Genomic DNA, 24,825 nt, shown 5'->3' on the forward strand with positions numbered 1-24,825 from the left:
TTAGTCCGAATGTCCTCGTATTAAGCCGGCTTGTGTTATTGTCCGGCGCTTATCAATGTTAAGCCTCTTATATTTTGAACGTGTGTCTCCAATATGTGTCGTATACTTCTTAGTAAGTTGATTTTTCGGATTGTAGGATAACTATTGTGTATTCGTTACTTATTTTTGACTGGGATGGCACTGTGATTGATTCGACCGCACGCATCGTATCCAGTATGCAGTCGGCTGCCAGAGATCTGGACCTCAGGCACTTACAGGATCATGAAGCCAGAGAGATTATCGGATTGGGACTGCCTGAAGCGATACAGGCATTGTATCCAGGTATCAGTAGTGATCTGTTGGTGCCGATGCGTGACCGCTATGTATACCACTATATGGAAGGTGATAACACGCCTGCATCGTTATTTCCTGGTGTACAGCAAACGCTTGAAAGTCTTCATAAGAAAGGTTATCGGCTCGCTGTTGCTACGGGTAAAAGCCGGCATGGCCTGGATCGTGTGTTAGCCGATACGGGTCTGGGCTGGTTATTTGAAATTACCCGCTGTGCCGATGAAACAACCTCTAAGCCGCATCCTCATATGCTGGAAGAGATCTTAATAGCGAGCGGAATCTCTGCCGACGATGCCGTGATGATTGGTGACACAGAATTTGATCTGAAAATGGGTGTTAAGGCCGGCATGGATACCATCGCTGTGAGCTATGGCGCGCACCATATAAATCGTTTGAAGCAATATAATCCTGTTCTGGAAATGCATGCCTTTCCAGATCTGGAGGAATGGCTGGATTTGAAATCAGGAGAAGCGGTGTGAGTGAAAATCATTGGGATGAAGAAAAGGATGAAGCGTTGGATAAAACGTTAGAAAAAGCGGCGAGCAAGGGTGCTGGCAAAGAGTGGAAGCTGATTGAGAAAATGCTCAATGGATTGTTTGTTGAGCAGCGCAGGGCGCGGCGCTGGGGAATCTTTTTTAAAGCCCTGACCTTTGCGTATCTGATCGCTATTTTAGGCATCTATTATTTTAATACGTCTTTTACAAGTGACTTGCCAGGCAAAACAGGCGAGCATACGGCTGTTATCGAAATTACTGGTCCCATCTCTGCCGATGATGCTGCCAATGCGGATAGTATTATCTGGTCTCTGCGCGATGCGTTTAAAGAAGATAAAGCTAAGGCTGTGATTTTACGTATTAATAGTCCTGGTGGCAGTCCGGTGCAATCTGGTTATGTTTATGATGAGATAAAGCGCTTACGTGCTTTATATCCGGCTAAGCCAGTGTATGCCGTGATTATGGATATCGGTGCCTCTGGTGCCTACTATATTGCCGCAGCGGCGGATGCAATTTATGCCGATAAAGCCAGTCTTGTAGGTTCTATCGGGGTTGTTTCGGGTGGGTTTGGTTTCGTTGACCTGATGGATAAAGTCGGTGTCGAGCGCCGTGCTATGACGGCGGGCGAAAATAAGGGGTTTCTTGATCCCTTCAGTCCGATGAAAGAGAGCGATAAAGTATTTTGGCAATCGGTTTTGGATACAACGCATCAGCAGTTTATTGATCAGGTGAAAAAAGGTCGTGGCGATAGGTTGGTTGACGCACCTGATCTGTTTACCGGGTTGGTGTGGACGGGGGAGCAGGCTGTTGGAAAAGGCTTGATTGATGGCTTGGGAAGTACCAGTTTCGTGGCTCGGGAGATTGTTGGCCAGGAAAAGCTTATTGATTATTCTTCTAAAATGTCTCCATTGGATAAAGTGATTGAAAAATTCGGCGTCTCATTTGGTAAGACCTTGGCGGCTCAGATGGGTTTGACGAGCGGCTATTCATTGCGCTAAGGAGCAGCTCTGGATTATAGAGGGGCTGCAGAGGAGCTGCTCTAGCGGGCCTATATAGGCATCCAAAAGGGACTACTAATACTAAAAAGGGGCTGTTTATACAGCCCCTTTTTTATAGTGCGGGCTTTAATCGCTCGGTTGAAGAGTCCTGGTTTTCAGAGCCTTTTGTTAAAAGCCTCTTGTTAAGAGTCCGGGCAGTTATGTCATATCGCAGATATACCACAGTTAAGGAGCATGCTTGTTAAACAGATCAGCGGTAAGCCTACCAGTGCGTTAGGGTCATCGCCTTCCAGTCTTTCAAATAAAGCTATTCCAAGCCCTTCAGATTTGAAACTGCCGGCGCAATCCAGTGGATTCTCTTTGTCGATATAGTTTTCTATCATCTTTGTGTTAAGGAGGCGAAAGTACACATGATAAGGAATGACCTCTGTTTGAATTGTGGTGTTACGCGTATCCATGACTGATAAGCCTGTCAGAAAAGTGACACGCTTGCCTGAAACTTGTTGTAGTTGTTGAATGGCTTTTTCTTTGCTGCCTGGTTTTCCCATCACGTGTTCATTGAGTACAGCCGCCTGATCGGAGCCGATAATAATGCTACCGGGGTGGTTTATGGCAACGGCGCGTGCTTTTTCTTCAGCAAGTCTCATCACCAGATGTTGCGGCGTTTCACCGGGATGCCGGCTCTCGTCAATGTTCGGGCTATGGCAGCGATAGGGCAGTTGAAGCTTGTCTAAAAGGGCGCGACGGTAAGGTGAGCTGGAGGCTAAAACCAGTGGTTGCATGTTTCTTTTCCTGAAGGACTTATCTATTGATGTGCAAACGCGTAAAATAGTAAACGTTTTTAAGAACGAAACCTCATTTTCCTTTGACAGGAGGGCCGCTGGGCCCTAGAATTGCGCGCTTATGTCGTACGGTAACATACCGAAAATAGTTGATCCGCGAAAGCTTGCTGAGCGGGAAGTCCGAATTGCCGGTCAGGTCAGTGTAAAAGAGATGCCACGAGTAAGATCCTATCTGTGTCAAGATGGTGATGTTATTGATGTCAATCTACTTTTTTCGCTGGATGAACGAAGGATTCGTATTATAACAGGTGATGCCAAAGGTCATGTTCACATGACGTGTCAGCGTTGCCTGGAAGCGGTCGAAGTCGATGTCCAGGCTGAGTTCAATCTGGCTATCGCGTTCAATGAGGAGAAGGCAAAGCAACTGCCTCGCTATTATGATCCATTGATCGTTGAGGACGAAGAGATCGAGCTATTGCACGTCATTGAAGAGGAGTTGATTCTCAGTCTGCCGTTAGTTCCATACCATGCAGATTGTAGTATTCAAACCCAATTCGGTGATGCGGATATGGCTGAAGAGCCAAAAAATGAAAAACCGAACCCGTTTAGAGTATTGGCCCAGCTTAAGGCCAATAAGAAATGATTTAGGAGTTAACTCACCATGGCAGTACAGAAAAGCAAAAAGTCTCGTTCACGTCGCGATATGCGTCGTTCCCACGATGCTTTGACTGGTCCGACATTATCTGTAGACGCAACGACAGGTGAAGTTCACCGTCGTCACCAAGTGACAGCTGACGGTTTCTACCGCGGCCGTCAGGTTGTAAATCAAGATAGCGAATAATATCGTTGTTGAATCGCGTCACTCTCTCGGTTGATGCGATGGGTGGGGACTTCGGTCCCCACGTAATCCTCCCTGCATGCCTTTCCGCATTAGAACGTTATCCTTATCTTAAAATCTTACTGATTGGCGAAATTGATCAGTTAGAAAGCCTATTGTCAAAACAGCGGTTTGTTGAATCTATCATGTCCAGGCTGGTGCTTGTGCCCTCTGGTGACTCGGTTTCTATGGATGAAAAGCCATCATCGGCTATTCGTCATCGGCAGAACTCATCAATGGGCCTTGCGGTTAAAGCGGTCGCTGAAAAGCAGGCGGATGCATGCGTCAGTGGAGGTAATACGGGTGCTTTGATGGCGTTTGGGCGGCTGACCCTGAAGATGCTGCCCGGCATTGAGCGGCCCGCTATTATTGCTTCAGTGCCTACCATGAATGGCCATTGTTATATGCTGGATTTAGGCGCAAATGTGGATTCTAGTGCGGCGCATCTGTTGCAGTTTGCGATCATGGCCAGTGTGATGGTTGAGGCAGTTGATAATAAGCCTCAACCTACGATTGGTTTGCTGAATGTTGGTGAGGAGATGGTTAAAGGCAATGAGCAAGTGAGGCTTGCAAATGATCTTGTTCGTCAGCAGGAGGGGCTTAACTACATCGGTTATGTTGAAGGAAACGATGTGTTTGCCGGTAAGGCTGATATTGTTGTTTGTGACGGCTTTGTCGGCAATGTTACGCTGAAAAGTAGCGAGGGTTTGGCTCGTCTGATCTCTCGCAGAGTCCGGCTCGGTTTTACGCGTAATTTATATCGTCGTTTTTTAGCGATATTGGCGCGCCCTGTCTTAAAGGAGATTCAGGTTCAGCTGGACCCTTCAAGGCGCAATGGCGCAACGTTACTGGGGCTGCAAGGTATCGTTATTAAAAGTCACGGAAGTGCAGATCAGCGATGTTTTGGCTATGCGCTGGATCGTGCTATTGCGGAGGTTTTGCAAAACGTTCCGGGAAGAATAAGTGAGCGTTTGTCGGGCTACCTGTCGTCTCGAAGTGATTAGGCGTTCATATTTTCTGGCAATATTGTAAACTACACACTTTTTTGGCATAACGAAGGTTATGCTGTTTATCAGATTTTAGCGAGTTGAGGGCATTTATGTCGCAGTCTTTTGCTTTTGTTTTTCCTGGGCAGGGTTCCCAGCAGGTAGGTATGCTGGCTGAATTAGCTGCTGAAAATCCAATAATCCAAAATACATTTGCCGAAGCTTCAGCTGTTCTTGGTTATGATTTATGGGAACTGGTGCAGAATGGCCCGGAAGCTGATCTGAATCAAACCGACAGAACTCAGCCTGCATTGTTGGTAGCAGGCGTGGCTTTGTGGCGTTTATGGCTTGAAAAAGGCGGAGCAAAGCCTGCGATCATGGCTGGGCATAGTTTGGGTGAGTATACGGCGCTGGTATGTTCGGGTGCGATTAAGTTTAGCGATGCGGTTACTTTGGTAAGATTGCGTGGCGAGTACATGCAGCAAGCTGTACCGGCCGGTACGGGTGCCATGGCCGCTATTCTTGGCTTGGCTGATGATGCCATTCTGGCGAGTTGTCAGGTTGCTCAGCAGGGGCAAGTGGTTTCTCCGGTTAATTATAACTGCCCGGGGCAAGTTGTTATTGCGGGTGAGAAAGAGGCGGTAGAGCGGGCGATTGTCGCCTGTAAAGAGGCGGGTGCTAAGCGTGCTATTCCTTTGCCTGTCAGTGTGCCGTCTCATTGTTCTTTAATGAAGCCTGCTGCTGAGAAATTGGCAGATGCTTTGGCAAATATCACTATTGTCATGCCCGAAATCCCCGTTATTCAAAATGTGTCTGCATCGCAGCCGGACAATGAAGAGCAGTTGATCTCTAATTTGCTGGCTCAGTTATATAGCCCGGTTTTATGGACCGATAGTGTTCAGGCTATGGTGGCTCAGGGTGTAGAGGCGACTATCGAGTGCGGTCCTGGCAAGGTATTGTCTGGGTTGAATAAGAAGATTCATAAACCGCTGGTTTTGAAAGCAATTAATGATTCTGCGGGTCTTGAAGCTGCTTTGGTATTGTGACAGAAAAGGATATTGGAATGAGTATTGAAGGCAAAATAGCCCTTGTTACTGGTGCTACACGTGGAATTGGTAAAGCGATAGCGTTAGAGTTGGGGCGCCAGGGTGCTATTGTGGTTGGTACCGCAACCAGCGACTCAGGTGCGGGTTCAATTACTGAGTATCTCCGGCAAGCGGGTATTAGCGGTAAAGGTATAACGCTGGATGTGTCGTCAAGCGAATCTGTAGACGTGGTTATTAAAGCCGTTCAGGACGAATTTGGTGCTGTCGCGATTTTAGTGAATAATGCAGGCATCACCCGTGATAATATAATGTTACGCATGAAAGATGATGAGTGGGATTCGGTATTGAATACGAACCTAACATCGGTATATCGTGTTGTTAAAGGTTGTCTCAGGGGTATGACAAAAGCTCGCTGGGGGCGTATTATCAGCGTCAGTTCAGTTGTCGCGTCAATGGGTAATGCTGGCCAGGCTAACTATGCTGCTGCAAAATCGGGCATGGAAGGTTTTACACGAGCGCTTGCGCGTGAAATTGGTTCGCGTAATATTACGGTTAACTGTGTTGCGCCGGGGTTTATTGATACCGATATGACCAGTGGGCTTCCAGAAGAGCAGAAAGCGGCTTTGCAGTCGCAGATTCCGATGAATCGTCTGGGGCGCCCTGAAGAGATTGCGTCGGTCGTAGGTTTTCTTGCAAGTGAGGGAGGAGCCTATGTTACCGGGGAGTCAATTCAGGTCAATGGTGGCATGTACATGAGCTAAATCAGACAATTTGATTTTAGGAATTGTTTTTTTCGATAATATGTTGATAATTGGCCGTCAGCTGAAATGAATTTAAAATGCCTGCTTGCTATGTACAGGTGGGTTCTAATAAAATCACGATTTCATACCTTCGGTGTGAAGGGTTGATAAGAAGATAGGAAGAGCTATGAGCAATATTGAAGAGCGCGTTAAGAAAATCATTGCGGAACAGTTGGGTGTTAAAGAAGAAGAAGTAACCAACGCTGCTTCCTTCGTTGAAGATCTGGGTGCAGATTCCCTCGACACTGTTGAGCTGGTAATGGCTCTTGAAGAAGAGTTTGAAACTGAGATTCCAGATGAGGAAGCTGAAAAGATTACGACTGTTCAGCTGGCAATCGATTACGTAACTGCTCATCAGTAATCGAACCGTATTAGATTAAAGTTTTACCGAAAAGCCGCATCTATATACGTAGAGTGCGGCTTTTCTATTTATATGGATTTTTCACTGGAGTGGCGCTATGTCTCGCAGAAGAGTGGTAGTTACCGGAATAGGTATGCTGACGCCGGTAGGTAACACTGTCCAGGATACCTGGGATTGTATCCTAGCCGGTAAAAGTGGGGCAGCGACGATTGAACATTTTGATGCTTCTCAGTTTTCTACACGTTTTTCAGCCCCAATAAAAAATTTCGATGTTGCGGAATACATGAATCCAAAAGATGCACGTAAGATGGATCTGTTTATTCAGTATGGTATGGCTGCAGCATCTCAGGCTATTAAAGATTCAGGTCTGGAAGTAACGGATACTAATGCATCGCGTATTGGTTGTGCTGTTGGTTCGGGTATTGGTGGACTTACGCTGATTGAAAGTACCTACAACACGCTTAAAAACGGTGGTCCAAGAAAGATCTCTCCGTTTTTTGTGCCTGGCAGTATTATCAATATGATTTCGGGTAACCTGGCTATCAAGTATGGCCTGAAGGGTCCGAATATTGCGATCACGACCGCTTGTACAACAGGGACTCATAATATCGGATCTGCTATGCGCATGATTCAGTATGGTGATGCGGATGTGATGCTCGCTGGCGGTGCAGAAATGGCCACGACTGAATTAGGCTTGGGGGGGTTCGCCGCTGCACGTGCATTATCAACGCGTAATGACGATCCTCAAAGAGCCAGCCGTCCATGGGATCGAGATCGTGATGGCTTTGTATTGGGCGATGGTGCCGGTGTTCTCGTTATCGAAGAGTATGAGCATGCTAAGGCACGTGGTGCGAATATTTATTGTGAATTAGCAGGGTTAGGTATGAGCGATGATGCGCATCATATGACAGCCCCTCCTGCAACCGGGGAAGGCGCTGCAAGTTCGATGGCTAATGCTATCCGCGATGCGCGCTTAAATCCTGAGCAGGTGCAGTATATCAATGCTCATGGTACTTCAACACCTGCCGGTGATCTTGCCGAAACCAATGCAGCCAAATTAGTATTTGGTAATTCTGTATCAGATCTGCGTATGAGCTCAACTAAGTCCATGACGGGCCATCTGTTGGGTGCTGCCGGCGCTGTTGAGGCAATATTCTCTATTTTAGCTATTCGCGACCAGGTCGCACCGCCGACCATTAATCTGGATAATCCATCAGAAGAGTGTGATCTGAACTACGTGGCGCATGACGCTCAACCTTGTGTCATCGAAGCCGCTGTATCGAACTCGTTTGGTTTTGGTGGAACAAACGGTACTCTTGTCTTTCGCAAAATCTGACAGTGCCAGATTCAGAAGTGTCAGATCTGATAAGGGTTAATGGAAAAAAATCCCATTCATTAGGCGTGATGGATAGGGGGTTGTGTTATGGCGATGGCTTATTTGAAACCATTAAAGTTTTTCAAAATAAGCCGTTGCTGTTAGATGCTCATTTTAGCCGTCTTGCGCTGGGTTGTGAGCGTTTGGGAATTGCTTCTGATGGCCTTAAAGACCGCTTTAAGGCTGATATAAGCGATCTTTTAGCCGTTAACCCTCACTCTCTGGCGGTGCTTAAGCTGACTGTCACCCGGGGGGCAGGGCCGCGTGGTTACTTTGCGGCAAACAACCTTCGACCCACAACGATCTCATCTTTATCGATAGCACCGGACTTTACGCATAAGGCGATGGAAGGTGTGGTACTCCGATGGTGTCATACACCTTTGTCTATCAATCCGCTGCTTGCCGGTATAAAACATTTGAATCGTTTGGAGCAGGTGCTTGCAAGAAAAGAATGGGATACAGCTGATATTTCAGAAGGCTTGATGAAAGATGCTGACGGATTTCTGATCGAAGGCACGATGAGTAATATCTTCTGGGTAGAGCAGGGGCGACTTTATACGCCTGAGCTGGATCGATCTGGTGTCGCTGGTGTGCTACGTCAGACTGTTATTGATATTGCTGCTAGACAGAACAATCCTGTGCTTACAGGCCGGTTTACTGAGACAGTACTGAAAAAGGCCGAAGAAGTTTTTATTTGTAACTCATTAATAGATATTTGGCCTGTCAGGAAGCTAGAGGTGATGGAATGGCAAATAGGCCCGCATACACGCAGAATACAGGCGTTACTGAAAGAGGAATATAGCGTTTGAGACGGTTACTGATTTTTGTTGTTATTATGTTTGCGCTGAGTGCCGCCGTGCTGGGGTGGGTGTGGCAGGAAATGCATCGTTATATGCAAACACCGATCGCTTTAGAGCAAAATATCCCATCTTTTGTCGTTGCAAAAGGTACGTCTTTTAACCGTATGTTAGAAGGCTTAGAGCAAGCGAGCATTATTGGCCATCCATTTTATTTTAAAGCTTATGCACGTCTGAATAAGTTAGGTGTCAAAATCAAAGCGGGTGAGTATTTTATCGAAAAAGATCAGACACCTGCTCAGCTATTGATGATGATGGTTAATGGTGAGGCCGTTCAGCATAGCTTTACCATTATTGAAGGAACTACATTTAAGCAGCTGCGGGCTTCACTGGAAAGCCAAGCGGATCTGATTAAACAAACGCTTAAGGGTAAAACCGATGCGGAAATTTTAACTGCTCTCGGTGTTACTGAGCCGCACCTGGAAGGCTTGTTTTTAGCGGATACGTTCCAGATTGAGCGTGATTCAACAGATCTTGCCTTACTTGAGCGTAGCTATAAAGCCTTACAGCAGGCGCTAACGTCCTCATGGCAGGCCCGGGATGCCTCTTTACCCTATCAATCACCTTATGAAGCGTTAATAATGGCGTCTATTGTTGAAAAAGAGACAGCAGTAGCAGAGGAGCGGCCACTGATAGCAGGTGTCTTTATTAAGCGCTTATCAATTGGCATGCGTTTGCAAACCGATCCAACCGTTATTTACGGTATTGGTGATAAATATCAGGGAAATATTACCCGTAAGGATTTGCGAACGCCGACTCCCTACAATACTTATACTATTAACGGGCTTCCGCCTACGCCGATAGCAATGGTGGGGCGAGAAGCCATTAGCGCTGCATTGAATCCTGAGGTGACTAAAGCGTTGTACTTTGTTGCCAAAGGCGACGGTTATCACCAGTTTTCCCCCTCGTTGGCTAAGCATAATCAAGCGGTCAGGGAATATCAGCTGAAACGAAAGCAACAATACCGTTCAACACCGGAGTAATAATGGACAAGGTAAATAAAGGGTGCTTTATCACCATTGAAGGTACTGAAGGTGTTGGAAAAAGCACAAACGTAGAATTTATCCGTCAATATTTGGCTGATAAAGGGATTGATCTGCGTTTGACCAGAGAGCCGGGTGGAACACCATTAGCTGAGGAGATTCGTGAGCTATTGCTAAAGCCCCGGGAGGAAGTGGTCTGCGATGATGCTGAAATACTGCTGGTGTTTGCTGCTCGGGCGCAGCATGTTGATCAGGTGATCAAGCCTACTCTGGAAAAAGGAGGGTGGGTGCTGAGTGATCGCTTTACTGATGCTACTTTCGCTTATCAGGGCGCCGGCAGAGGGATAAGCTGGAACCGCATTCAGCAGTTAGAGCAATATGTCTTAGGTGATCTTCGTCCTGATCTGACTATCTTGCTGGATATTCCTGTTGAAGAGGGGATGGCAAGAGTAATGCAACGTGGAGAGCCTGATCGGTTTGAGCGTGAAAAGTTGGATTTTTTTGATAAAGTCAGGCAAGGCTATCATCATCGATTAAGAGCTGAACCGGATCGTTTTGCACTGATTGACGCTTCACAGTCATTGCAGGGTGTTCAGCGGCAAATAGCCGCTGCGCTAGCCGAAAAACTGGATATTGTTTAATGGAGATCGGTGACCGTTATCATTCATTAGATGCGGCTATTTACCCTTGGTTTGAAGATCAGTGGCACAGAGTTGTTCGCTTGCATAATGATAAGCACCTGCCGCATGCGTTGTTACTCAGTGGTATGCCCGGAATTGGCAAGGCACGTTTAGCTGAAGCGATAGCGGGTTATGTTATGTGTCACCGGCCTCAGTCATTAAAGGCATGTGGACAGTGCCGCAGTTGTATTTTATTAAACTCCAGTGGGCATCCTGACCTGTACTTTCTGCGCCCGGAAGAAACGGGTAAGCCGATTAAAGTTGACCAGGTACGCCAGTTGACTGAGTTTATGCACAATACCGCCCAACAGGGTGGTTATCGTATTGTGGTGCTTGAACCTGCTGAATTCATGAATATCTCTGCTGCGAATGCGTTGTTAAAAACACTGGAAGAGCCCGGGCGTGATACGCTGCTTATTTTAATTACACATCAATTAGGCCAGGTACTGCCTACGGTCAGAAGCCGTTGCCAGCGGTTGGACTGTCATCCGCCGTCGGAAACTGTTGCGGTTGAATGGTTATCTCAGCAACTGTCTGTCGACGCGCAGGAAGCATTACAATTACTTAATGTTGTACATGGCGCCCCTTTAACGGGGTTGTCGTTTAAGAAACAAGGCCATCAGGCACTAAGAGCAGATTTTCTAACGGCATTGAGAGATATACTCAGGCAAAGGAAAACACCGGTTGAAGTTGCTGGTGAGTTTCTCAAGGCTGATTTGGATCTGTTGCTCGGCTGGTTGCAAGGATTGCTTGCCGACGTTGTGCGCATACTATTACTAGACAGTGATGAGCTTATTCGTAATATGGATATGCAAAAAATGTTAAAGGGTATTGCTAAAAACAGCACGAAAGTTAAAATCTTTACCTTAGCTGACCTTGTTCAGGTTGAGCGGTTAGGTCTGCAGCGCAGGCAAAATCCAAATAAGCAGCTATTGTTAGAACGTATACTCATAGATTGGTCCGCATTAGTGCGATCCTAGAGAAGGGGTTCTCAAGACACAATGTCAGTCGTTCCGCGCATAAGCCATGGTATATTGTCACTCAACATCGAGACGAAAGAAGATCTCTACAGAGCTTATATGCCGTTTGTAGCCAATGGGGGTATTTTTATACCTACGGCTCGCGCTTATCAGCTAGGAGAAGAGGTCTTTATGCTGCTGACCTTGATGGATGATCCGGACAAAATACCTATTACGGGTAAAGTTATCTGGGTGACGCCAAAAGCGCCTCAGGGAGGAAAAAAACCGGGTATTGGTATACAGCTTTCGCCTGAGGATACAACACTCGTTCAAAAAATAGAAACTCACCTGGCAGGCGCTCTGAATTCCGGACGTCCAACTAACACACTTTAATATGTAGTCTTATGTATATAGATTCACATTGTCACCTCGATAAGTTAGACCTTTCTCCTTACGATAATAATTTTTCCGCTATGCTCGCGGCGGCTTTTGACAGAGATATTTCGCGGCTGCTGTGTGTTTCAATCGATCTTGAGCAGTTTAAAGGGATGTATCAACTGATTCAGGATCAGCCTAAGGTTTTTGCTTCATTGGGGGTTCATCCTCTGCATGTAGAGAATGAAGCGGCAGTCGTATCGGTTCAAAGCCTGCTGGATAGTGTAAAGCAACACTCAAAAATTGTTGCTATCGGAGAAACCGGTCTGGATTACTATTATCAGGCAGAGACAAAAGAGCTTCAGCAGCAAAGCTTTATTAATCATCTTCGTGCAGCGGATCAGCTCTGCATGCCAGTGATTGTTCATACCCGTGATGCCAGAGAAGATACGCTCTCATTAATTAAAGCGCACGGTGGCGACTCTGGTGGCGTATTACACTGCTTTACAGAGTCTTTAGAGATGGCAAAAGCGGCACTTGATATGAATTATCTGATCTCTTTTTCAGGTATTGTCACATTTCGTAATGCACAAGAACTGCGTGATGTCGTTAAAGCGATTCCTTTGGAAAAAATACTGATCGAAACAGATGCCCCTTATCTTGCACCGATACCTTACCGGGGCAAAAAGAATGAGCCAAAGTATGTCGTGGAAGTCGCTCAGTGCATCGCTGACTTAAAAGGTGTGTCAGTTGAGCAAGTAGCAGAAGCTACCTCCGGGAATTTTTATCGTTTATTTAGCAAAGCCGCTCAGTTGGACGGTATCCCTTCATGTGGATGATGCCGCCGGTGAACTATATTGAGCCTTTATTTCGGCCACCGAGCGAAGCGCACTCCCTGATTCTGCAAGTAACTAATGGCTGCAGCTGGAATAAATGCGTTTATTGTGAAATGTACACTGCACCTCAGAAAAAATTTAAACCAAAAGCAGAAACTGAAATCCTGGATGAAATTCAGCGATGTGGAGAGGAGTTGCCACATACGCGTCGAGTTTTTCTTGCCGATGGCGATGCGATGGCCCTCTCTTTCAGGCGTCTGAAAAGTATTCTGGAATCGATTAAAGAACATCTTCCAATGGTAACGAGGGTGACAGCGTACTGCCTGCCCAGAAACCTGAAGAAAAAAACAGTTGACGAGTTGGCTGAACTTCAATCGCTCGGATTGTCTATGGTCTATGTGGGTGTTGAAACGGGTGACGATGAGCTACTTAAGCTGATCGACAAAGGTGAAACATATCAGTCAACCTATGATGCTTTGATCAAATTGCAAGGGGCCGGCATCAAGCGTTCTGTCATGGTGATTAATGGCTTAGGTGGACAGGCGTTGAGCGCCCGGCATGCAACACAAACGGCCAGGTTGATTAACGCGACTCAGCCAGAGTACCTTGCCAGCCTGGTGCTTTTCTTTTCAAAAGGTGACCAGCGCTACAAGGAAGCTTTTAGCGGCCGCTTTGAGGAGATGAGTGACGTTCAGTTGTTTCGGGAGATGCAGCAGTTTATTCAGGCACTTGAATTGAAGAAAACTATTTTCAGAAGTGATCATGCTTCTAATCTGTTGGTGTTGAAAGGCGTGTTAGGCACCGACAAATCAAACTTATTGGCGCAGCTGGAGAATGCCATTAGCGGCGCGTCATCTGTCTTTTTACGTCAGTCCTGCGACAGAAGTCTCTGATTACTTACTTCTTTGGTGCTTTTATGGACCGATATATTTCATTGAACAGTGTTGGTATGCTATAAACTTTGGTTGTAATTATTATAATAAGTAACAACAGCAGGAAAAACCCATGAGACGTCCCGTTCGAATTGCCGTTACCGGTGCCGCTGGCGCAATCAGTTATAGCCTTTTATTTAAAATCGCAGCGGGAGAGATGATGGGCAAAGATCAGCCTGTTATTCTTCAGTTGATCGAATTACCTCATGCTTTGGACTCCCTGCGTGGTGTGGCGATGGAGCTTGAGGATTGTGCTTATCCTTTACTTCATACTATTACTCTGCATGATAATGTTGAAGATGGTTTTAAAAATGCTCATTATGCGTTGCTGGTTGGGGCGCGTCCGCGTGGTCCTGGTATGGAGCGCAGTGATCTGCTCGAGGTGAACGCGGAGATCTTTGCCCGCCAGGGTAAAGCACTCAATGATTTTGCAAACCGCGACGTAAAAGTATTGGTGACGGGCAACCCGGCGAATACCAACGCCTTGATTGCCAGTCGCAACGCGCCTGACCTTAGCCCTTCACAATTTACCTGTTTAACACGACTTGATCATAACCGTGCGAAAGGCATTCTTGCCAGTCAGTCGGGTGCAACCGCACGCGATATCAGCGGAATCATCATCTGGGGAAATCACTCGCCTACACAGTATCCCGACCTTCATCATGCAACTATTTTGGGTGAGCCCGCCTTGCCGCAGATCGATTTTGATTGGTATAAAGATACGTTCATCCCTCAGGTTCAGCAGCGTGGTGGAGCGATTATACAAGCACGGGGATTATCCAGTGCAGCCTCTGCAGCCCAGGCTATTGTAAACCAGATGTGTGATTGGGTGCTGGGTACCGACCCGGGTGAAATCGTTAGCATGGGTATTCTGAGTGATGGTAGTTACGGGATTGAGAAAGGTATTTTCTACTCTTTCCCTGTGCGTTGTAACTATGGCCGTTATCAGATCGTTCGTGGCATTGAGATAAATGACTTTAGCCGACAGCGTTTGGATGAAACCGAGCAAGAGCTATTAGAGGAAAAAGCGGTGATTGAACATCTGTTGCCTAAAGAAACAGAAGCGTCTCACCTGAATCTATCCATCTGTTTGCGTTCAGGGGTAACGCTCTATGCTGACGGAACAGGACCGGACCAGAATAGTAAATTTATGACAACCAACCGAGTAATGTAGGCCGTCATCAGCAACCTGCCCGGATAACAAAAAACGCCTCAGAAGTGATTCAGAGGCGTTTTTTTGAGCTAGCATGAACTCGTGTTAACTGAATTCGACTCAGTGTAGTTCTTCTTCACTGGCAGGCGTGATGCTGCTCATGATTTTGTTGATATCCAGCAGAATGGTTAACAGTTTGTTGTAATAACAAACACCTTGTACAAAGCGTCTGCCCGACTCTTCAGCCGCAAGATTGGGGGCGCGTTCAATATCATCTTGTGGAATATTGATTACTTCATCAACGCTATCAACGACAAGTCCGATTACTTCCTCTTCATTGTAATCAACCATGATGATGCGTGTATTATCATCCACAGCAGCTGTTTGCATCCTGAAGAGACGGCGTGTGTCAATGACGGTAGCGACATTACCACGTAGATTGATAATGCCTAAAATATAATCTTCAGCGCCGGGAACAGGCGTTATGTCTGTATAGCGCAATACTTCTTTGACCTTCATGACATCTATACCATAAAGCTCTTTATTGACTTTGAACGTTGCCCATTGATGGTAGGCAATCTCTTCCTGATTGGCGCGCTTGGCCCGCTCTTTCTTATCCTGTTGAGTTTGCTGCATGCTTTCTATGGATTGTAGGTGTTCTGCTTCAGCTTGTAAGCTCATGTTGGTCTGTCCACTTTTGATTAGCTGAGTAGCTAAAAAAACATTTTCCGAATGGGGGTTATGTTTTGTATATATTATCTAGCTGCATTGCGTATTTATTTTGTACATAAGCTTTAGCATAGCGCAGATTTTAAATAAGTATATTTCAATAGTGTTTTGTCGATCATTAATGGGAAATAAGGGGTGTTCGAATATTTTCAGAGGCAGTTGGTAGGCTTGGGTAAGCCTGCCAATTTTGCTGCTTGCTTAGCAGGGCTTTCGGGAAAAAGTTTCATCAGATAAATGCTTTTCCCTTTTTCCTTTCCGAGCGTTGAGGTAACCGCTTTTACCAGTGGCCGCATGGCGGGTGATAACTCATATTGTTGATAAAAATTGCGGATGACTTCAATGATTTCCCAATGGGCATCTGTTAACTGAATCTTTTCTTCGATAGCAAGATACTCTGCGACAGGCGTTGACCAGTCGCCTAAGTGAAGTAGGTAGCCTTCGTCATCCAATGCTATGCTGGTGTTGTTAATGATAACCTGTCGCATCAGAACCAGCTCACGACTTTAGCGTGTTGGCAACTCAGCTCGACAAATTGCTGGTCATCAATGAGTGTGGCATCCGTACGAATCTGATCCGTAAGCCCGCGAGCTTCAATATCGGCGGATAAAAGGTAAAGGCTTACATCATGCATACTTTGTAGTTGCCTGGTGATACTGGTTTGGCTGGCCGCATAAACGCCATTCTCAATCATAAGTAAGGCATCACCCGGGAGTATTGCTGATAAACAAGACTGCCACAGGGATGTGTCTGAAGGTGCTTTGTTAATCGTATGGAGTGTCGTCATGCTTAAAACCTTAATACAACATCGTGATCGCGAATCATCAAGGCAATATCCGCCTGATTGACGAACGTTGCCGGTACGACCAACTGGTCGAGGGTGATACGCTTGGTTTGTGCGGCCCGAGCTTCAATATAGATGTTTTCAATATCGTACATAGGAAGGGCCGAGCAGATATTGGCGAAATTCTTTTGTTGAATCTGCTGAGGTTGTTGCGATTTCAATAGCAGATAAGGTGCATCCTGAGTCAATAGCAGGCTAACGGGTAATCCGAACGCCGCAGCAGTGAGCGCAATGTCCAGTGCTTCTTTAGCGTAAGCGTCACCATAGGGTGCATGAGACAGTATTAGTAAAATATTTTTCTGCGACATATCAGGCTCCAAAGGTGACTAAACGATCCGAAATGATCGCGGCTTCACTGAGTTGGCCTAGGCCTGAAAGTTCAAAAGGGGCTTGGGTATTGAAACTGGCTTTTTCGTGGCGCCTGGCTTCTGCTTCATTCATGACCCCACGTTTTAAAGCGGCCGCAATGCACACAACAATATCGAGCTGATGTGTTTCGGCAAGATCTTTCCAGAGCTGATGTATATTCAGTTCGTCTCTGGGTGGTGCACTTAAGATTGACGCAGCATGAACGCTTTCACCGTAAAAAAACACACGGTGTATCTGATGGCCAGAGCGAAGCACGCTATCAGTAAAACGGTAGGCGCTGTGTACAGATTGGCTGTTATGCGCAGAGCCATAAATCAGAATGGAAAAAATCATATGAACATCCGTACAAAGAAAAACGCCCTGTTATCTTATCAAAGAAAACAGGGCGTGTGGTCTGGCTATGAACTGATTAATCGTCGCTTAAAATACCTGTTAGCATTAACAGGTGAATAAACAGATTGTAGATATTCAGGTAAAGACTCGTAGTCGCCATAATATAGTTAGTGTAAGTGCCGTTAACGATGTTGCTGGTGTCATATAAAATAAAGCCAGCCATTAACAGAACAACTAACGCTGATAGTGCCAGATGGAAACCACCCACATTCACACCAAACATTGGCAGAATGAACATAGCAACCATGGCAATAATAGCGACCATCATGCCGGCAGATAAAAATCCGCCCATGAAGCTGAAGTCTTTACGGCTAGTCAGTACGTAAGCAGACAAGCCAACAAACGTCAGTGCTGTCATGCCCATCGCTGTCATGATGATTTCACCGCCGTTAGGCAAGCCAAGGTACTGGTTAAGAATCGGACCTAAGCCGAACCCCAGTAAGCCAGTAAAACCGAAAACAAGCGGTAGAGCCGCTGCGCTGTTTTGTTTTTTATTCAAAACGAACAGCAGTATAAAGCTGACGATAACGCTTCCCAGATACATAAAGAAAGGAGGGTTAATCGCCATTGAAATACCGGCTGTTACTGCACTGAAAACCAGTGTCATGGACAGTAGCATATAAGTATTGCGAATGACCTTGTTGGTTTGCAGAACTGATTGTTCTGAACGTGTGCCAATAGAATGTGCGTTACTCATGTAATCCCCGGAAGTTCGTTATTGTTAACACTAGCTATAATGGCTACTTTTCAGGCCATTTCAAGTGTTATGACCCTATTCTGTGATAAAGATTCCAAGTAAAATGACCGTTACCCTGTTTTCTCGCCTGGAATCATTAATACCCTTATGACTTATCTGGATATCCTTTATCAGGATGACGATCTTATTGCCGTACATAAACCCGCGGGTCTTTTGGTTCATCCCAGTTGGATTGCGCCCAAAAATACACCGAATCTGGTTTATTCACTGAAAACCTATTTCAGGAACGCTCCGGTTCACACCATACATCGTTTGGATAGGGCAACATCTGGTGTGATTGTCTTTGCAAAAAACAAAGAGATGGCGCAAAAGATGAATGCACTGTTTGCCGAGCGCAAAGTGCAAAAAACTTACCTGTGTGTCACACGTGGCTATACACCGCAAGAGGGGATAATCGATTACGCATTAAAGCCTATCTTCGATAAAATGGCTGATCCTTTTGCTGATCCTGATAAACCCGCCAAAGAAGCGGTTTCATCGTACCGTCGTCTCGGTACGGTAGAGTTGCCCATTGCGGTAGGAAAGTATCCTTGTGCCCGCTATTCATTGGTCGAGGTTAAGCCTGCCACGGGACGCAAGCATCAAATTCGACGCCACATGAAGCATATTTTGCACCCGCTCATCGGTGATACTAAATATGGTGAAGGGCGGCATAACCGTCTGTTCAGGGAGCATCTGGATACGCGGCGTATGCTGTTGATGGCGACAGAGCTGACATTCGAACATCCAGCGAGCGGTGAGGTGTTGACGATTAAGGCACCGGTGACACGTAAAGTCGCCAACTTATTTGACCGGCTGGGGTGGCAAGGTCTTTATCCGGATCAGGAATCCTGGAAGTCTCTTGAAACCGTAGAGGCATTGGCCGGCGAAATAGATGAATCAGATGCAGCTTGCACGAATGAAGATTAATTATATTCATATAGCAGAAGTGATCAGTATAGTCTGATTAAAGTTAATGTTTTATAGAGCCATATTCAGTTTGTACCGACAATTAAATTGCGTATCCTGTAGGCTCAAATATTCAATAGAAGATAATTCAGCTCACCAAAGGCTGAGTATAAGGACAGTTAGGCTCAATGATTAAACAGCGGTCACTTCATGACATTATAAAAAATGACAAGAAAATTACAGTCGGTATCATTGGCGCCATGGATCAGGAGGTGGAGATTCTTCGTGATCGTTTAGAAAATCGACAGCAACACTTGATTGCCGGTTATGATTTTTATACAGGTTCAATGGCCGGCCTTGATATTGTTTTATTGATGTCGGGTATCGGCAAAGTTAATGCGGCTGTCAGTACGGCGTTGTTGTTACATGAGTTTGCGCCTGATTGTATTATCAATACGGGTTCTGCGGGTGGTTTTGACCCCATGTTAAATGTGGGTGATATTGTGATCTCCTCCGAAGTACGTCATCACGATGTGGATGTCACTATTTTTGGATATGAACCGGGACAGGTGCCAGGGTTACCCGCTGCATTCGAACCAGATGTGACATTAGCCAAAGTGGCAGAACAATGTATCGAACGCTTAGATGGGATGCAGACCGTGCATGGTCTGATCGCCACCGGCGACAGTTTCATGAATGATCCTGTGCGTGTAGCGCACACCCGTGCACTATTCCCTACTATGAAAGCAGTAGAGATGGAGGCGGCCGCCATCGCACAGACATGCCATCAGTTTGGTACGCCGTTTATCGTTATCCGGGCGCTCTCTGATATCGCAGGTAAAGAGTCAAATTTGTCTTTCGATCAGTTCCTGGAGACTGCCGCTAAACATTCAGCAGAAATGGTTATTGAGATCGTGCGCTCCTTGGCTAAACTTTAATTTTCCAGGCTGGCTTTATAGTATTAGATTAACCCCCGATTATTTACCGAATAAGATTACCCAGAGGAGAGTTCCAATGATTAAGTCGTTTCATCCACCACAAAGAATTTTAATGGGCCCTGGTCCCTCAGATGTCAGTCCTCGTGTTTTGGAAGCCATGGCTCGCCCAACGATTGGGCATCTGGATCCTGCTTTTGTTGGAATGATGGATGAATTGAAAGTGCTGCTTAAAGCCGCTTTCAGGACTGAAAATGAACTGACAATGCCCGTTTCAGCACCTGGCTCTGCGGGAATGGAAGCCTGTTTTGTTAACCTGGTCGAGCCTGGCGAAAAAGTGATTGTTTGTCAAAACGGCGTATTTGGCGGCCGCATGAAAGAAAATGTGGAGCGCTTTGGTGGCGAATGTGTGCTGGTGTCCGATGAATGGGGCACACCGGTGAGCGTTGATAAAGTAAAAGCAGCCTTTGAAGCACACCCCGATGCTAAAATATTAGCGTTTGTGCATGCTGAAACGTCAACAGGCGTTCGCTCTGATGCTCAGGCTCTGTGTAAATTGGCACAGCAATATGGCGCATTAACCATCGTTGATGCGGTGACGTCACTAGGCGGTACAGAGCTTGAAGTAGATGCATGGGGTATTGATGCTATCTACTCGGGAACGCAAAAATGTTTGTCGTGCCCACCAGGGATTTCACCGGTCAGTTTTGGCCCTAAAGCAGTAGCCAAAGTACAGGCGCGTGAATCAAGAGTCCCTAGCTGGTTCCTCGATAAAAAATTGGTCATGGGCTACTGGGGTGGTGAAGGCAAGCGTGCTTATCACCATACGGCACCTGTTAACTCCCTCTATGCGCTACACGAAGCACTCGTGATGTTGCAGGAAGAGGGGCTGGAAAACGCCCATAAACGCCATGATCACCACCATCAAGCGCTTAAAGCAGGCTTAGAAGCGATGGGTATTCAATTCTTGGTGGAAGAAGCCTACCGCTTACCACAGTTGAACACGGTAATTGTGCCTGAAGGCGTTGATGAAGCCGCCGTACGCAGTGCATTGTTGAATAACTATGGCTTGGAAATTGGGGCAGGTTTAGGCGCATTGGCGGGTAAAGTATGGCGCATCGGTTTGATGGGTGCTGCCTGCAACCGTCGAAATGTCACGCTATGTTTGTCTGCACTGGAAAGCACCTTGGTACAGATGGGCGCGCCGGTTAATGCAGGTAAAGCATTAGCTGCTGCAGAAACATTCTATCAAGGTTAACATGGTTTTATAACAGATGTCTTAACAGCCGGTATGAGTATGCTTATACCGGCTTTTTTGTTTGTTTAGCGAAAATTAAAGAGAGATTAACCAGTACAATTTGTATTAACGGCTATGTCATTCTATTGTTAATTAAAGCATGTAGCATATAAGCCGCCATGAAAGCTAAAGGATTAGCAATATGGATACTGGACTTCAGTCATTGGTCGCGTTGGCGCGATTTCATCAACTCCCTGCAGAAACAACCCAATTAGCTCATGAGTTTGGAACGCCGGGTGAACTTTTTTCTGACACTGAGCTGCTAATTGCGGCTAAAGCACTTTCTTTAAAAGCCAAAAAACTATCCCTCGATTTTGCCAGTCTCAATAATGCGATGTTACCCGCGATTGCCAAAACAAAGGGGGGCGAGTACATCATACTGGCCCGTTTAGCATACCCTGAAGCTAACTCTTCTAAGCCAACGCCTAAGCCAAATCAGGGTAAGCCTCTTGCAACCGGTGTATTAATACATGATTTACGTAACGAATCTCCACAGTCGCTTTCGGCAGAGGAGTTTGCTGCATTATGGTCTGGTGACGTTATTGCGCTGGTTAAACGACAAGGGTTAGGCGGGAGTCTACAACAAGCATTTAATATATCTTGGTTTATCCCTTCATTAGTTAAATACCGAAGGCTATTTGCTGAGGTTTTGCTAGCCTCGTTTTTTCTTCAGCTTTTTGCTTTAGTCACCCCGTTATTTTTCCAGGTCGTTATGGATAAGGTGTTGGTTCATCGCGGCTTTACGACGTTGGATGTACTGGCTGTCGGTTTTTTTATTGTTGTTGTTTTTGAGGCTCTGTTAGGTGGCTTTCGTAACTATATTTTTAGTCATACAACCAATAGAGTTGATGTAGAGCTGGGTTCCCGCCTTTATCATCATTTGATGGCATTACCGTTAGCTTACTTTGAAGCACGACAGGTAGGACAAAATGTTGCGCGAGTCAGAGAGCTGGATACTATTCGTAACTTCATTACGGGTACAGCGCTGACGCTGGTTATTGACCTGCTTTTTGTTTTCGTTTTTTTAGGTGTGATGTGGTACTACAGCCCGGCTCTGACATGGATTGTTTTGGGCAGTATCCCATTTTATGTAGTTCTCTCTCTATTTATTACGCCTATTTTACGTCGCAGACTCGATGAAAAATTTAAGCATGGGGCGGCAAATACAGCATTTTTGACCGAGTCTATCAGTGGTATCGGTACGGTAAAGTCCATGGCTGTTGAGCCTCAGATGCGGCGTAAGTTAGAAGATCATCTGTCTGATTATGTTCATGCCTCTTTTCGTAGCCAAAATCTGAACAACGTTGCAAATCAAATAGCCGGTTTAATCAATAAGTTAATGACTCTCGGCATTATTTGGCTAGGTGCGCATCTTGTGATTGGCGGACAACTTTCGGTAGGCCAGCTTGTTGCCTTTAATATGCTGGCGGGTCGGGTGAGTGGTCCTATCCTGAAGTTAGTGCAACTGTGGCAGGATTTTCAACAAGCGGGTATCTCTATCGCCCGTTTGGGCGACATTCTTAATACACCCAAAGAGCCAGGCTTTAATCCCAACCGCTCTCAGTTACCTGCGTTGCAGGGCGCGGTATCTTTGGATCGTGTGCGTTTTCGATATAACACGGATGGCCCTGTTATTTTAGATGAGTTTAGTTTACAAGCCCGCCCGGGAGAAGTTATTGGCATTGTTGGGCGCTCCGGTTCAGGAAAAAGTACGATCACTAAACTTATCCAACGCCTCTACATTCCTGAATCAGGCCGGGTGTCTATTGATGGTGTGGATCTTTCTATGGTCGATACGACGTGGTTGCGTAAACAGATTGGTGTTGTACTGCAAGAAAACTTTCTATTTAACCGTACTATTCGTGAAAATATCGCGCTGTGCGAGCCGGCCACGTCGATGGAGCGTGTCATTGCAGCCGCCAGGATGTCAGGGGCACATGAGTTTATAGCCGAGCTTTCTGAAGGTTATGACACGCTTGTTGGTGAGCAGGGAAGCAACTTGTCGGGTGGTCAGCGGCAGCGGTTGGCGATCGCGCGTGCACTGATTACTAATCCGCGCATCCTTATCTTTGATGAGGCAAGCAGTGCGCTGGATTACGAATCTGAACGCTTAATACAAGACAATATGGCAAGCATCTGTAAAAGCCGCAGTGTCTTTATGATTGCCCATCGCCTGAGTACGGTACGTCACTGTAATCGGATTATTGTGATGGAAAAAGGCCGCATCGTAGAACAAGGTAATCACGAAGAGCTATTAGCATTAAACGGTTACTATGCCCGCTTACATAGCTATCAGGGTCATGCGCCTAATTTGCAGTCGGTAGATGCACGCGTACGCAATCAGGTTGCACCTGAAGTTACGCGGGAGGGCGCATAATGAATCTCTTCAATGCGTTTAAAGAGGCATGGCTTAACCGGGATCAATTGGGTGATAAACATAACATGCGGGAGCTGGCTGCTTTTCTGCCGGCGGCATTAGAAATACAGGAAACCCCGCCAAACCCGCTGGCTAAATGGATTGGTCGTAGTCTTATATTGTTATTTTGTTTAGCACTACTTTGGGCATATTTTGGTGAAGTAAACATTGTCGCTACCGCAGAAGGGAAGATAATTCCTAGCTCACGTGTAAAAGTGATACAGCCGATTGAAAAAGCGCTTGTGAAACGAATATTAGTTAAGGAAGGACAAACGGTAGCCGAAGGTCAGCCTTTGATAGAGTTAGATCGTGTACTCACCGCTTCTGATGAAAAACGTCTTTTGGGCGACTTGCAGAGTGCACAGTTACTTCATGCTGTCAGCCAAACCTTGATGGGAATGTTAGATAAACCGGTCCTGAAACAGCGCCAACTGACGGCTAGCCAAGTGAGCTTAAGCGTCACGGATACTCTTACCACCTCAAAAGACCAGCGGCTACATAAACGTTTGCTATGGCAGCAATGGCAACAATACCGGGCACAACTGCAAGCCTTTCAAAGCGCATTAAGTAAAACTAAAGCGGAGCAAGAGGGCACGCGCGCTATCATTAGTAAACTGACGCAAATACTACCTATTATTACACGTCGTACCGCAAATTTAAAAAACCTCAACCGTAAGAAATATATTTCTGAAACCGAATATCTGGCATTAGAACAAGAACGTATACAACAAACACAAGATTTAGTGGCAGAACGTCAGCGGCTTAAACAATTACAAGCGAGCGAATCAGAAATACAGCAGCAGATTAATGGGTATATGGCGCAAACACGTGCAACCCATTTAAACAGTATGGCTGAAACACAACAGCAGATTGCTGCCTTGCAGGAAGAGTTGGCAAAAGCAACCGATCTTGATGCCAAGCAAATTTTGTATTCACCCGTATCGGGTCAAGTGCAGGGTCTTGCTGTTAATACGGTCGGAGGTGTTGTCACTGAAGCCCAACAATTGATGTTAGTTGTTCCGGATGAAGAACATCTCTCGGTTGAGGTCTACCTGCAAAATAAAGATATTGGTTTCGTCCATGAAACCATGCCTGCTGAAGTAAAAATCCATACGTTTCCATTTACTAAATACGGCATTATTGATGCAAAAGTTATTACCGTCTCTGATGATGCGAAGGTAGATGAGCAACAAGGACTGATTTATAGCATGCAGCTCATCATGGATAAAAATACTATTTGGGTAGATGGAAAAAATGTGAAGTTAATTCCGGGTATGGCTGTGACGGCTGAAGTTAAAACAGGTAAGCGCAGGATAATAGAATTTTTCTTAGCACCATTATTACGTTATGGCCAGGAAGGGCTGAGGGAGCGATAA

Annotated in this window: 29 protein-coding genes; 22 read left to right on the plus strand and 7 right to left on the minus strand. The window is 46.0% G+C overall.

All coding sequences use genetic code 11. The features are described 5' to 3' along the window. Nucleotides 1-146: 146 nt before the first annotated feature. Entirely contained in the window at nucleotides 147-809 is a 663-nt protein-coding gene (locus BM099_RS06755) for an HAD-IA family hydrolase (protein ID WP_090726019.1), read from the plus strand. Next, a complete protein-coding gene (locus BM099_RS06760; RefSeq protein WP_244889925.1) occupies nucleotides 806-1,822 on the plus strand; it encodes a S49 family peptidase in 1,017 nt (338 codons plus the stop codon). Before BM099_RS06755 ends, BM099_RS06760 begins: the two co-directional genes overlap by 4 nt. Before the next feature lie 203 nt (nucleotides 1,823-2,025). On the opposite strand, the gene BM099_RS06765 is transcribed toward BM099_RS06760, so the two are convergent. Further along, complete coding sequence (locus tag BM099_RS06765; protein ID WP_090726024.1) at nucleotides 2,026-2,604, minus strand: Maf family protein; 579 nt, start codon at nucleotides 2,602-2,604, stop codon at nucleotides 2,026-2,028. 121 nt (nucleotides 2,605-2,725) lie between these two features. Between BM099_RS06765 and BM099_RS06770 the strand changes: the two genes are divergently transcribed. The 15 genes from BM099_RS06770 (at nucleotide 2,726) to BM099_RS06840 (ending at nucleotide 14,845) form a co-directional block, all read left to right on the plus strand. Continuing rightward, nucleotides 2,726-3,247 carry a YceD family protein gene (locus BM099_RS06770; protein WP_090726026.1) on the plus strand — a complete coding sequence of 174 codons (522 nt, stop codon included), beginning with the start codon at nucleotides 2,726-2,728 and terminating at the stop codon, nucleotides 3,245-3,247. An 18-nt stretch (nucleotides 3,248-3,265) separates the two neighbouring features. Then, nucleotides 3,266-3,445, plus strand: coding sequence for a 50S ribosomal protein L32 (gene rpmF, locus BM099_RS06775; RefSeq protein WP_090726028.1), 180 nt, complete (start codon nucleotides 3,266-3,268; stop codon nucleotides 3,443-3,445). A gap of 5 nt (nucleotides 3,446-3,450) precedes the next feature. Then, the gene (gene plsX / locus BM099_RS06780; protein WP_198064138.1) at nucleotides 3,451-4,485 is read left to right on the plus strand and encodes a phosphate acyltransferase PlsX; all 1,035 of its coding nucleotides are present in this window, start codon (nucleotides 3,451-3,453) and stop codon (nucleotides 4,483-4,485) included. Between the two features lie 95 nt (nucleotides 4,486-4,580). Continuing rightward, complete coding sequence (gene fabD, locus BM099_RS06785; RefSeq protein WP_090726032.1) at nucleotides 4,581-5,513, plus strand: ACP S-malonyltransferase; 933 nt, start codon at nucleotides 4,581-4,583, stop codon at nucleotides 5,511-5,513. 17 nt (nucleotides 5,514-5,530) lie between these two features. Beyond that, entirely contained in the window at nucleotides 5,531-6,274 is a 744-nt protein-coding gene (gene fabG / locus BM099_RS06790; RefSeq protein WP_090726033.1) for a 3-oxoacyl-ACP reductase FabG, read from the plus strand. A gap of 166 nt (nucleotides 6,275-6,440) precedes the next feature. Next, a complete protein-coding gene (acpP, locus tag BM099_RS06795; protein ID WP_090726035.1) occupies nucleotides 6,441-6,674 on the plus strand; it encodes an acyl carrier protein in 234 nt (77 codons plus the stop codon). 97 nt (nucleotides 6,675-6,771) lie between these two features. Next, nucleotides 6,772-8,010, plus strand: a complete 1,239-nt coding sequence (fabF, locus tag BM099_RS06800) for a beta-ketoacyl-ACP synthase II (protein WP_090726037.1) — start codon at nucleotides 6,772-6,774, stop codon at nucleotides 8,008-8,010. 17 nt (nucleotides 8,011-8,027) lie between these two features. Then, a complete protein-coding gene (gene pabC, locus BM099_RS06805; RefSeq protein ID WP_143083740.1) occupies nucleotides 8,028-8,858 on the plus strand; it encodes an aminodeoxychorismate lyase in 831 nt (276 codons plus the stop codon). After that, nucleotides 8,855-9,889 carry an endolytic transglycosylase MltG gene (gene mltG / locus BM099_RS06810; protein WP_232348977.1) on the plus strand — a complete coding sequence of 345 codons (1,035 nt, stop codon included), beginning with the start codon at nucleotides 8,855-8,857 and terminating at the stop codon, nucleotides 9,887-9,889. Before pabC ends, mltG begins: the two co-directional genes overlap by 4 nt. A 2-nt stretch (nucleotides 9,890-9,891) precedes the next feature. Then, nucleotides 9,892-10,530, plus strand: coding sequence for a dTMP kinase (tmk, locus tag BM099_RS06815; protein ID WP_090726041.1), 639 nt, complete (start codon nucleotides 9,892-9,894; stop codon nucleotides 10,528-10,530). Next, nucleotides 10,530-11,549: a DNA polymerase III subunit delta' gene (locus BM099_RS06820; protein ID WP_090726043.1), complete on the plus strand. Its 1,020-nt coding sequence runs from the start codon at nucleotides 10,530-10,532 to the stop codon at nucleotides 11,547-11,549. The genes tmk and BM099_RS06820 overlap by 1 nt, the downstream gene beginning before the upstream one ends. Before the next feature lie 21 nt (nucleotides 11,550-11,570). Further along, the gene (locus BM099_RS06825; protein WP_090726045.1) at nucleotides 11,571-11,921 is read left to right on the plus strand and encodes a PilZ domain-containing protein; all 351 of its coding nucleotides are present in this window, start codon (nucleotides 11,571-11,573) and stop codon (nucleotides 11,919-11,921) included. 11 nt (nucleotides 11,922-11,932) lie between these two features. Continuing rightward, the gene (locus tag BM099_RS06830) at nucleotides 11,933-12,742 is read left to right on the plus strand and encodes a TatD family hydrolase (RefSeq protein ID WP_090726047.1); all 810 of its coding nucleotides are present in this window, start codon (nucleotides 11,933-11,935) and stop codon (nucleotides 12,740-12,742) included. Beyond that, nucleotides 12,742-13,632: a radical SAM protein gene (locus BM099_RS06835; RefSeq protein WP_332311454.1), complete on the plus strand. Its 891-nt coding sequence runs from the start codon at nucleotides 12,742-12,744 to the stop codon at nucleotides 13,630-13,632. The genes BM099_RS06830 and BM099_RS06835 overlap by 1 nt, the downstream gene beginning before the upstream one ends. Before the next feature lie 112 nt (nucleotides 13,633-13,744). Continuing rightward, on the plus strand, nucleotides 13,745-14,845 hold the full coding sequence (locus BM099_RS06840; RefSeq protein ID WP_090726051.1) for a malate dehydrogenase: 1,101 nt from the start codon (nucleotides 13,745-13,747) through the stop codon (nucleotides 14,843-14,845). 99 nt (nucleotides 14,846-14,944) lie between these two features. Here BM099_RS06840 and BM099_RS06845 read toward each other — a convergent pair whose 3' ends face one another. The 6 genes from BM099_RS06845 to BM099_RS06870 all read right to left on the minus strand — a co-directional run bounded on the left by BM099_RS06845 (nucleotide 14,945) and on the right by BM099_RS06870 (nucleotide 17,853). Continuing rightward, a complete protein-coding gene (locus tag BM099_RS06845) occupies nucleotides 14,945-15,505 on the minus strand; it encodes a chemotaxis protein CheW (RefSeq protein WP_090726053.1) in 561 nt (186 codons plus the stop codon). Nucleotides 15,506-15,702: 197 nt separating this feature from the next. Beyond that, entirely contained in the window at nucleotides 15,703-16,038 is a 336-nt protein-coding gene (locus BM099_RS06850) for a TusE/DsrC/DsvC family sulfur relay protein (RefSeq protein WP_090726055.1), read from the minus strand. Next, nucleotides 16,038-16,337 carry a sulfurtransferase complex subunit TusB gene (tusB, locus tag BM099_RS06855; protein ID WP_090726057.1) on the minus strand — a complete coding sequence of 100 codons (300 nt, stop codon included), beginning with the start codon at nucleotides 16,335-16,337 and terminating at the stop codon, nucleotides 16,038-16,040. Before tusB ends, BM099_RS06850 begins: the two co-directional genes overlap by 1 nt. Before the next feature lie 2 nt (nucleotides 16,338-16,339). Continuing rightward, on the minus strand, nucleotides 16,340-16,702 hold the full coding sequence (tusC, locus tag BM099_RS06860) for a sulfurtransferase complex subunit TusC (RefSeq protein ID WP_090726059.1): 363 nt from the start codon (nucleotides 16,700-16,702) through the stop codon (nucleotides 16,340-16,342). A gap of 1 nt (nucleotide 16,703) precedes the next feature. Beyond that, nucleotides 16,704-17,096, minus strand: coding sequence for a sulfurtransferase complex subunit TusD (gene tusD, locus BM099_RS06865; protein WP_090726061.1), 393 nt, complete (start codon nucleotides 17,094-17,096; stop codon nucleotides 16,704-16,706). Nucleotides 17,097-17,172: 76 nt separating this feature from the next. Then, entirely contained in the window at nucleotides 17,173-17,853 is a 681-nt protein-coding gene (locus BM099_RS06870; protein WP_090726063.1) for a Bax inhibitor-1/YccA family protein, read from the minus strand. A 147-nt stretch (nucleotides 17,854-18,000) separates the two neighbouring features. On the opposite strand from BM099_RS06870, the gene BM099_RS06875 reads away from it, so the two are divergent. From BM099_RS06875 to BM099_RS06895, 5 genes are all read left to right on the plus strand, one after another. Then, nucleotides 18,001-18,822 carry a pseudouridine synthase gene (locus tag BM099_RS06875; protein WP_090726066.1) on the plus strand — a complete coding sequence of 274 codons (822 nt, stop codon included), beginning with the start codon at nucleotides 18,001-18,003 and terminating at the stop codon, nucleotides 18,820-18,822. A 167-nt stretch (nucleotides 18,823-18,989) separates the two neighbouring features. Then, nucleotides 18,990-19,739: a 5'-methylthioadenosine/S-adenosylhomocysteine nucleosidase gene (gene mtnN / locus BM099_RS06880; RefSeq protein ID WP_198064139.1), complete on the plus strand. Its 750-nt coding sequence runs from the start codon at nucleotides 18,990-18,992 to the stop codon at nucleotides 19,737-19,739. 76 nt (nucleotides 19,740-19,815) lie between these two features. Continuing rightward, nucleotides 19,816-20,994, plus strand: coding sequence for a pyridoxal-phosphate-dependent aminotransferase family protein (locus BM099_RS06885; protein ID WP_090726067.1), 1,179 nt, complete (start codon nucleotides 19,816-19,818; stop codon nucleotides 20,992-20,994). 181 nt (nucleotides 20,995-21,175) lie between these two features. Next, entirely contained in the window at nucleotides 21,176-23,410 is a 2,235-nt protein-coding gene (locus tag BM099_RS06890; protein ID WP_090726069.1) for a type I secretion system permease/ATPase, read from the plus strand. Next, nucleotides 23,410-24,825, plus strand: a complete 1,416-nt coding sequence (locus BM099_RS06895; RefSeq protein WP_090726070.1) for an HlyD family type I secretion periplasmic adaptor subunit — start codon at nucleotides 23,410-23,412, stop codon at nucleotides 24,823-24,825. The genes BM099_RS06890 and BM099_RS06895 overlap by 1 nt, the downstream gene beginning before the upstream one ends.

It is taken from the genome of Neptunomonas qingdaonensis (assembly GCF_900113275.1).
Classification (GTDB): Bacteria; Pseudomonadota; Gammaproteobacteria; order Pseudomonadales; family Balneatricaceae; genus Neptunomonas; species Neptunomonas qingdaonensis.

Excerpts from the sequence above, each read along its gene's own strand:
- BM099_RS06765 (WP_090726024.1), bottom strand. The coding sequence starts at position 2,604 with ATGCAACCACTGGTTTTAGCCTCCAGCTCACCTTACCGTCGCGCCCTT.
- BM099_RS06770 (WP_090726026.1), top strand. The coding sequence starts at position 2,726 with ATGTCGTACGGTAACATACCGAAAATAGTTGATCCGCGAAAGCTTGCT.
- rpmF (WP_090726028.1), top strand. The coding sequence starts at position 3,266 with ATGGCAGTACAGAAAAGCAAAAAGTCTCGTTCACGTCGCGATATGCGT.
- fabD (WP_090726032.1), top strand. The coding sequence starts at position 4,581 with ATGTCGCAGTCTTTTGCTTTTGTTTTTCCTGGGCAGGGTTCCCAGCAG.
- fabG (WP_090726033.1), top strand. The coding sequence starts at position 5,531 with ATGAGTATTGAAGGCAAAATAGCCCTTGTTACTGGTGCTACACGTGGA.
- acpP (WP_090726035.1), top strand. The coding sequence starts at position 6,441 with ATGAGCAATATTGAAGAGCGCGTTAAGAAAATCATTGCGGAACAGTTG.
- fabF (WP_090726037.1), top strand. The coding sequence starts at position 6,772 with ATGTCTCGCAGAAGAGTGGTAGTTACCGGAATAGGTATGCTGACGCCG.
- tmk (WP_090726041.1), top strand. The coding sequence starts at position 9,892 with ATGGACAAGGTAAATAAAGGGTGCTTTATCACCATTGAAGGTACTGAA.
- BM099_RS06820 (WP_090726043.1), top strand. The coding sequence starts at position 10,530 with ATGGAGATCGGTGACCGTTATCATTCATTAGATGCGGCTATTTACCCT.
- BM099_RS06825 (WP_090726045.1), top strand. The coding sequence starts at position 11,571 with ATGTCAGTCGTTCCGCGCATAAGCCATGGTATATTGTCACTCAACATC.
- BM099_RS06830 (WP_090726047.1), top strand. The coding sequence starts at position 11,933 with ATGTATATAGATTCACATTGTCACCTCGATAAGTTAGACCTTTCTCCT.
- BM099_RS06835 (WP_332311454.1), top strand. The coding sequence starts at position 12,742 with ATGCCGCCGGTGAACTATATTGAGCCTTTATTTCGGCCACCGAGCGAA.
- BM099_RS06840 (WP_090726051.1), top strand. The coding sequence starts at position 13,745 with ATGAGACGTCCCGTTCGAATTGCCGTTACCGGTGCCGCTGGCGCAATC.
- BM099_RS06845 (WP_090726053.1), bottom strand. The coding sequence starts at position 15,505 with ATGAGCTTACAAGCTGAAGCAGAACACCTACAATCCATAGAAAGCATG.
- BM099_RS06850 (WP_090726055.1), bottom strand. The coding sequence starts at position 16,038 with ATGCGACAGGTTATCATTAACAACACCAGCATAGCATTGGATGACGAA.
- tusB (WP_090726057.1), bottom strand. The coding sequence starts at position 16,337 with ATGACGACACTCCATACGATTAACAAAGCACCTTCAGACACATCCCTG.
- tusC (WP_090726059.1), bottom strand. The coding sequence starts at position 16,702 with ATGTCGCAGAAAAATATTTTACTAATACTGTCTCATGCACCCTATGGT.
- tusD (WP_090726061.1), bottom strand. The coding sequence starts at position 17,096 with ATGATTTTTTCCATTCTGATTTATGGCTCTGCGCATAACAGCCAATCT.
- BM099_RS06870 (WP_090726063.1), bottom strand. The coding sequence starts at position 17,853 with ATGAGTAACGCACATTCTATTGGCACACGTTCAGAACAATCAGTTCTG.
- BM099_RS06875 (WP_090726066.1), top strand. The coding sequence starts at position 18,001 with ATGACTTATCTGGATATCCTTTATCAGGATGACGATCTTATTGCCGTA.
- mtnN (WP_198064139.1), top strand. The coding sequence starts at position 18,990 with ATGATTAAACAGCGGTCACTTCATGACATTATAAAAAATGACAAGAAA.
- BM099_RS06885 (WP_090726067.1), top strand. The coding sequence starts at position 19,816 with ATGATTAAGTCGTTTCATCCACCACAAAGAATTTTAATGGGCCCTGGT.
- BM099_RS06890 (WP_090726069.1), top strand. The coding sequence starts at position 21,176 with ATGGATACTGGACTTCAGTCATTGGTCGCGTTGGCGCGATTTCATCAA.
- BM099_RS06895 (WP_090726070.1), top strand. The coding sequence starts at position 23,410 with ATGAATCTCTTCAATGCGTTTAAAGAGGCATGGCTTAACCGGGATCAA.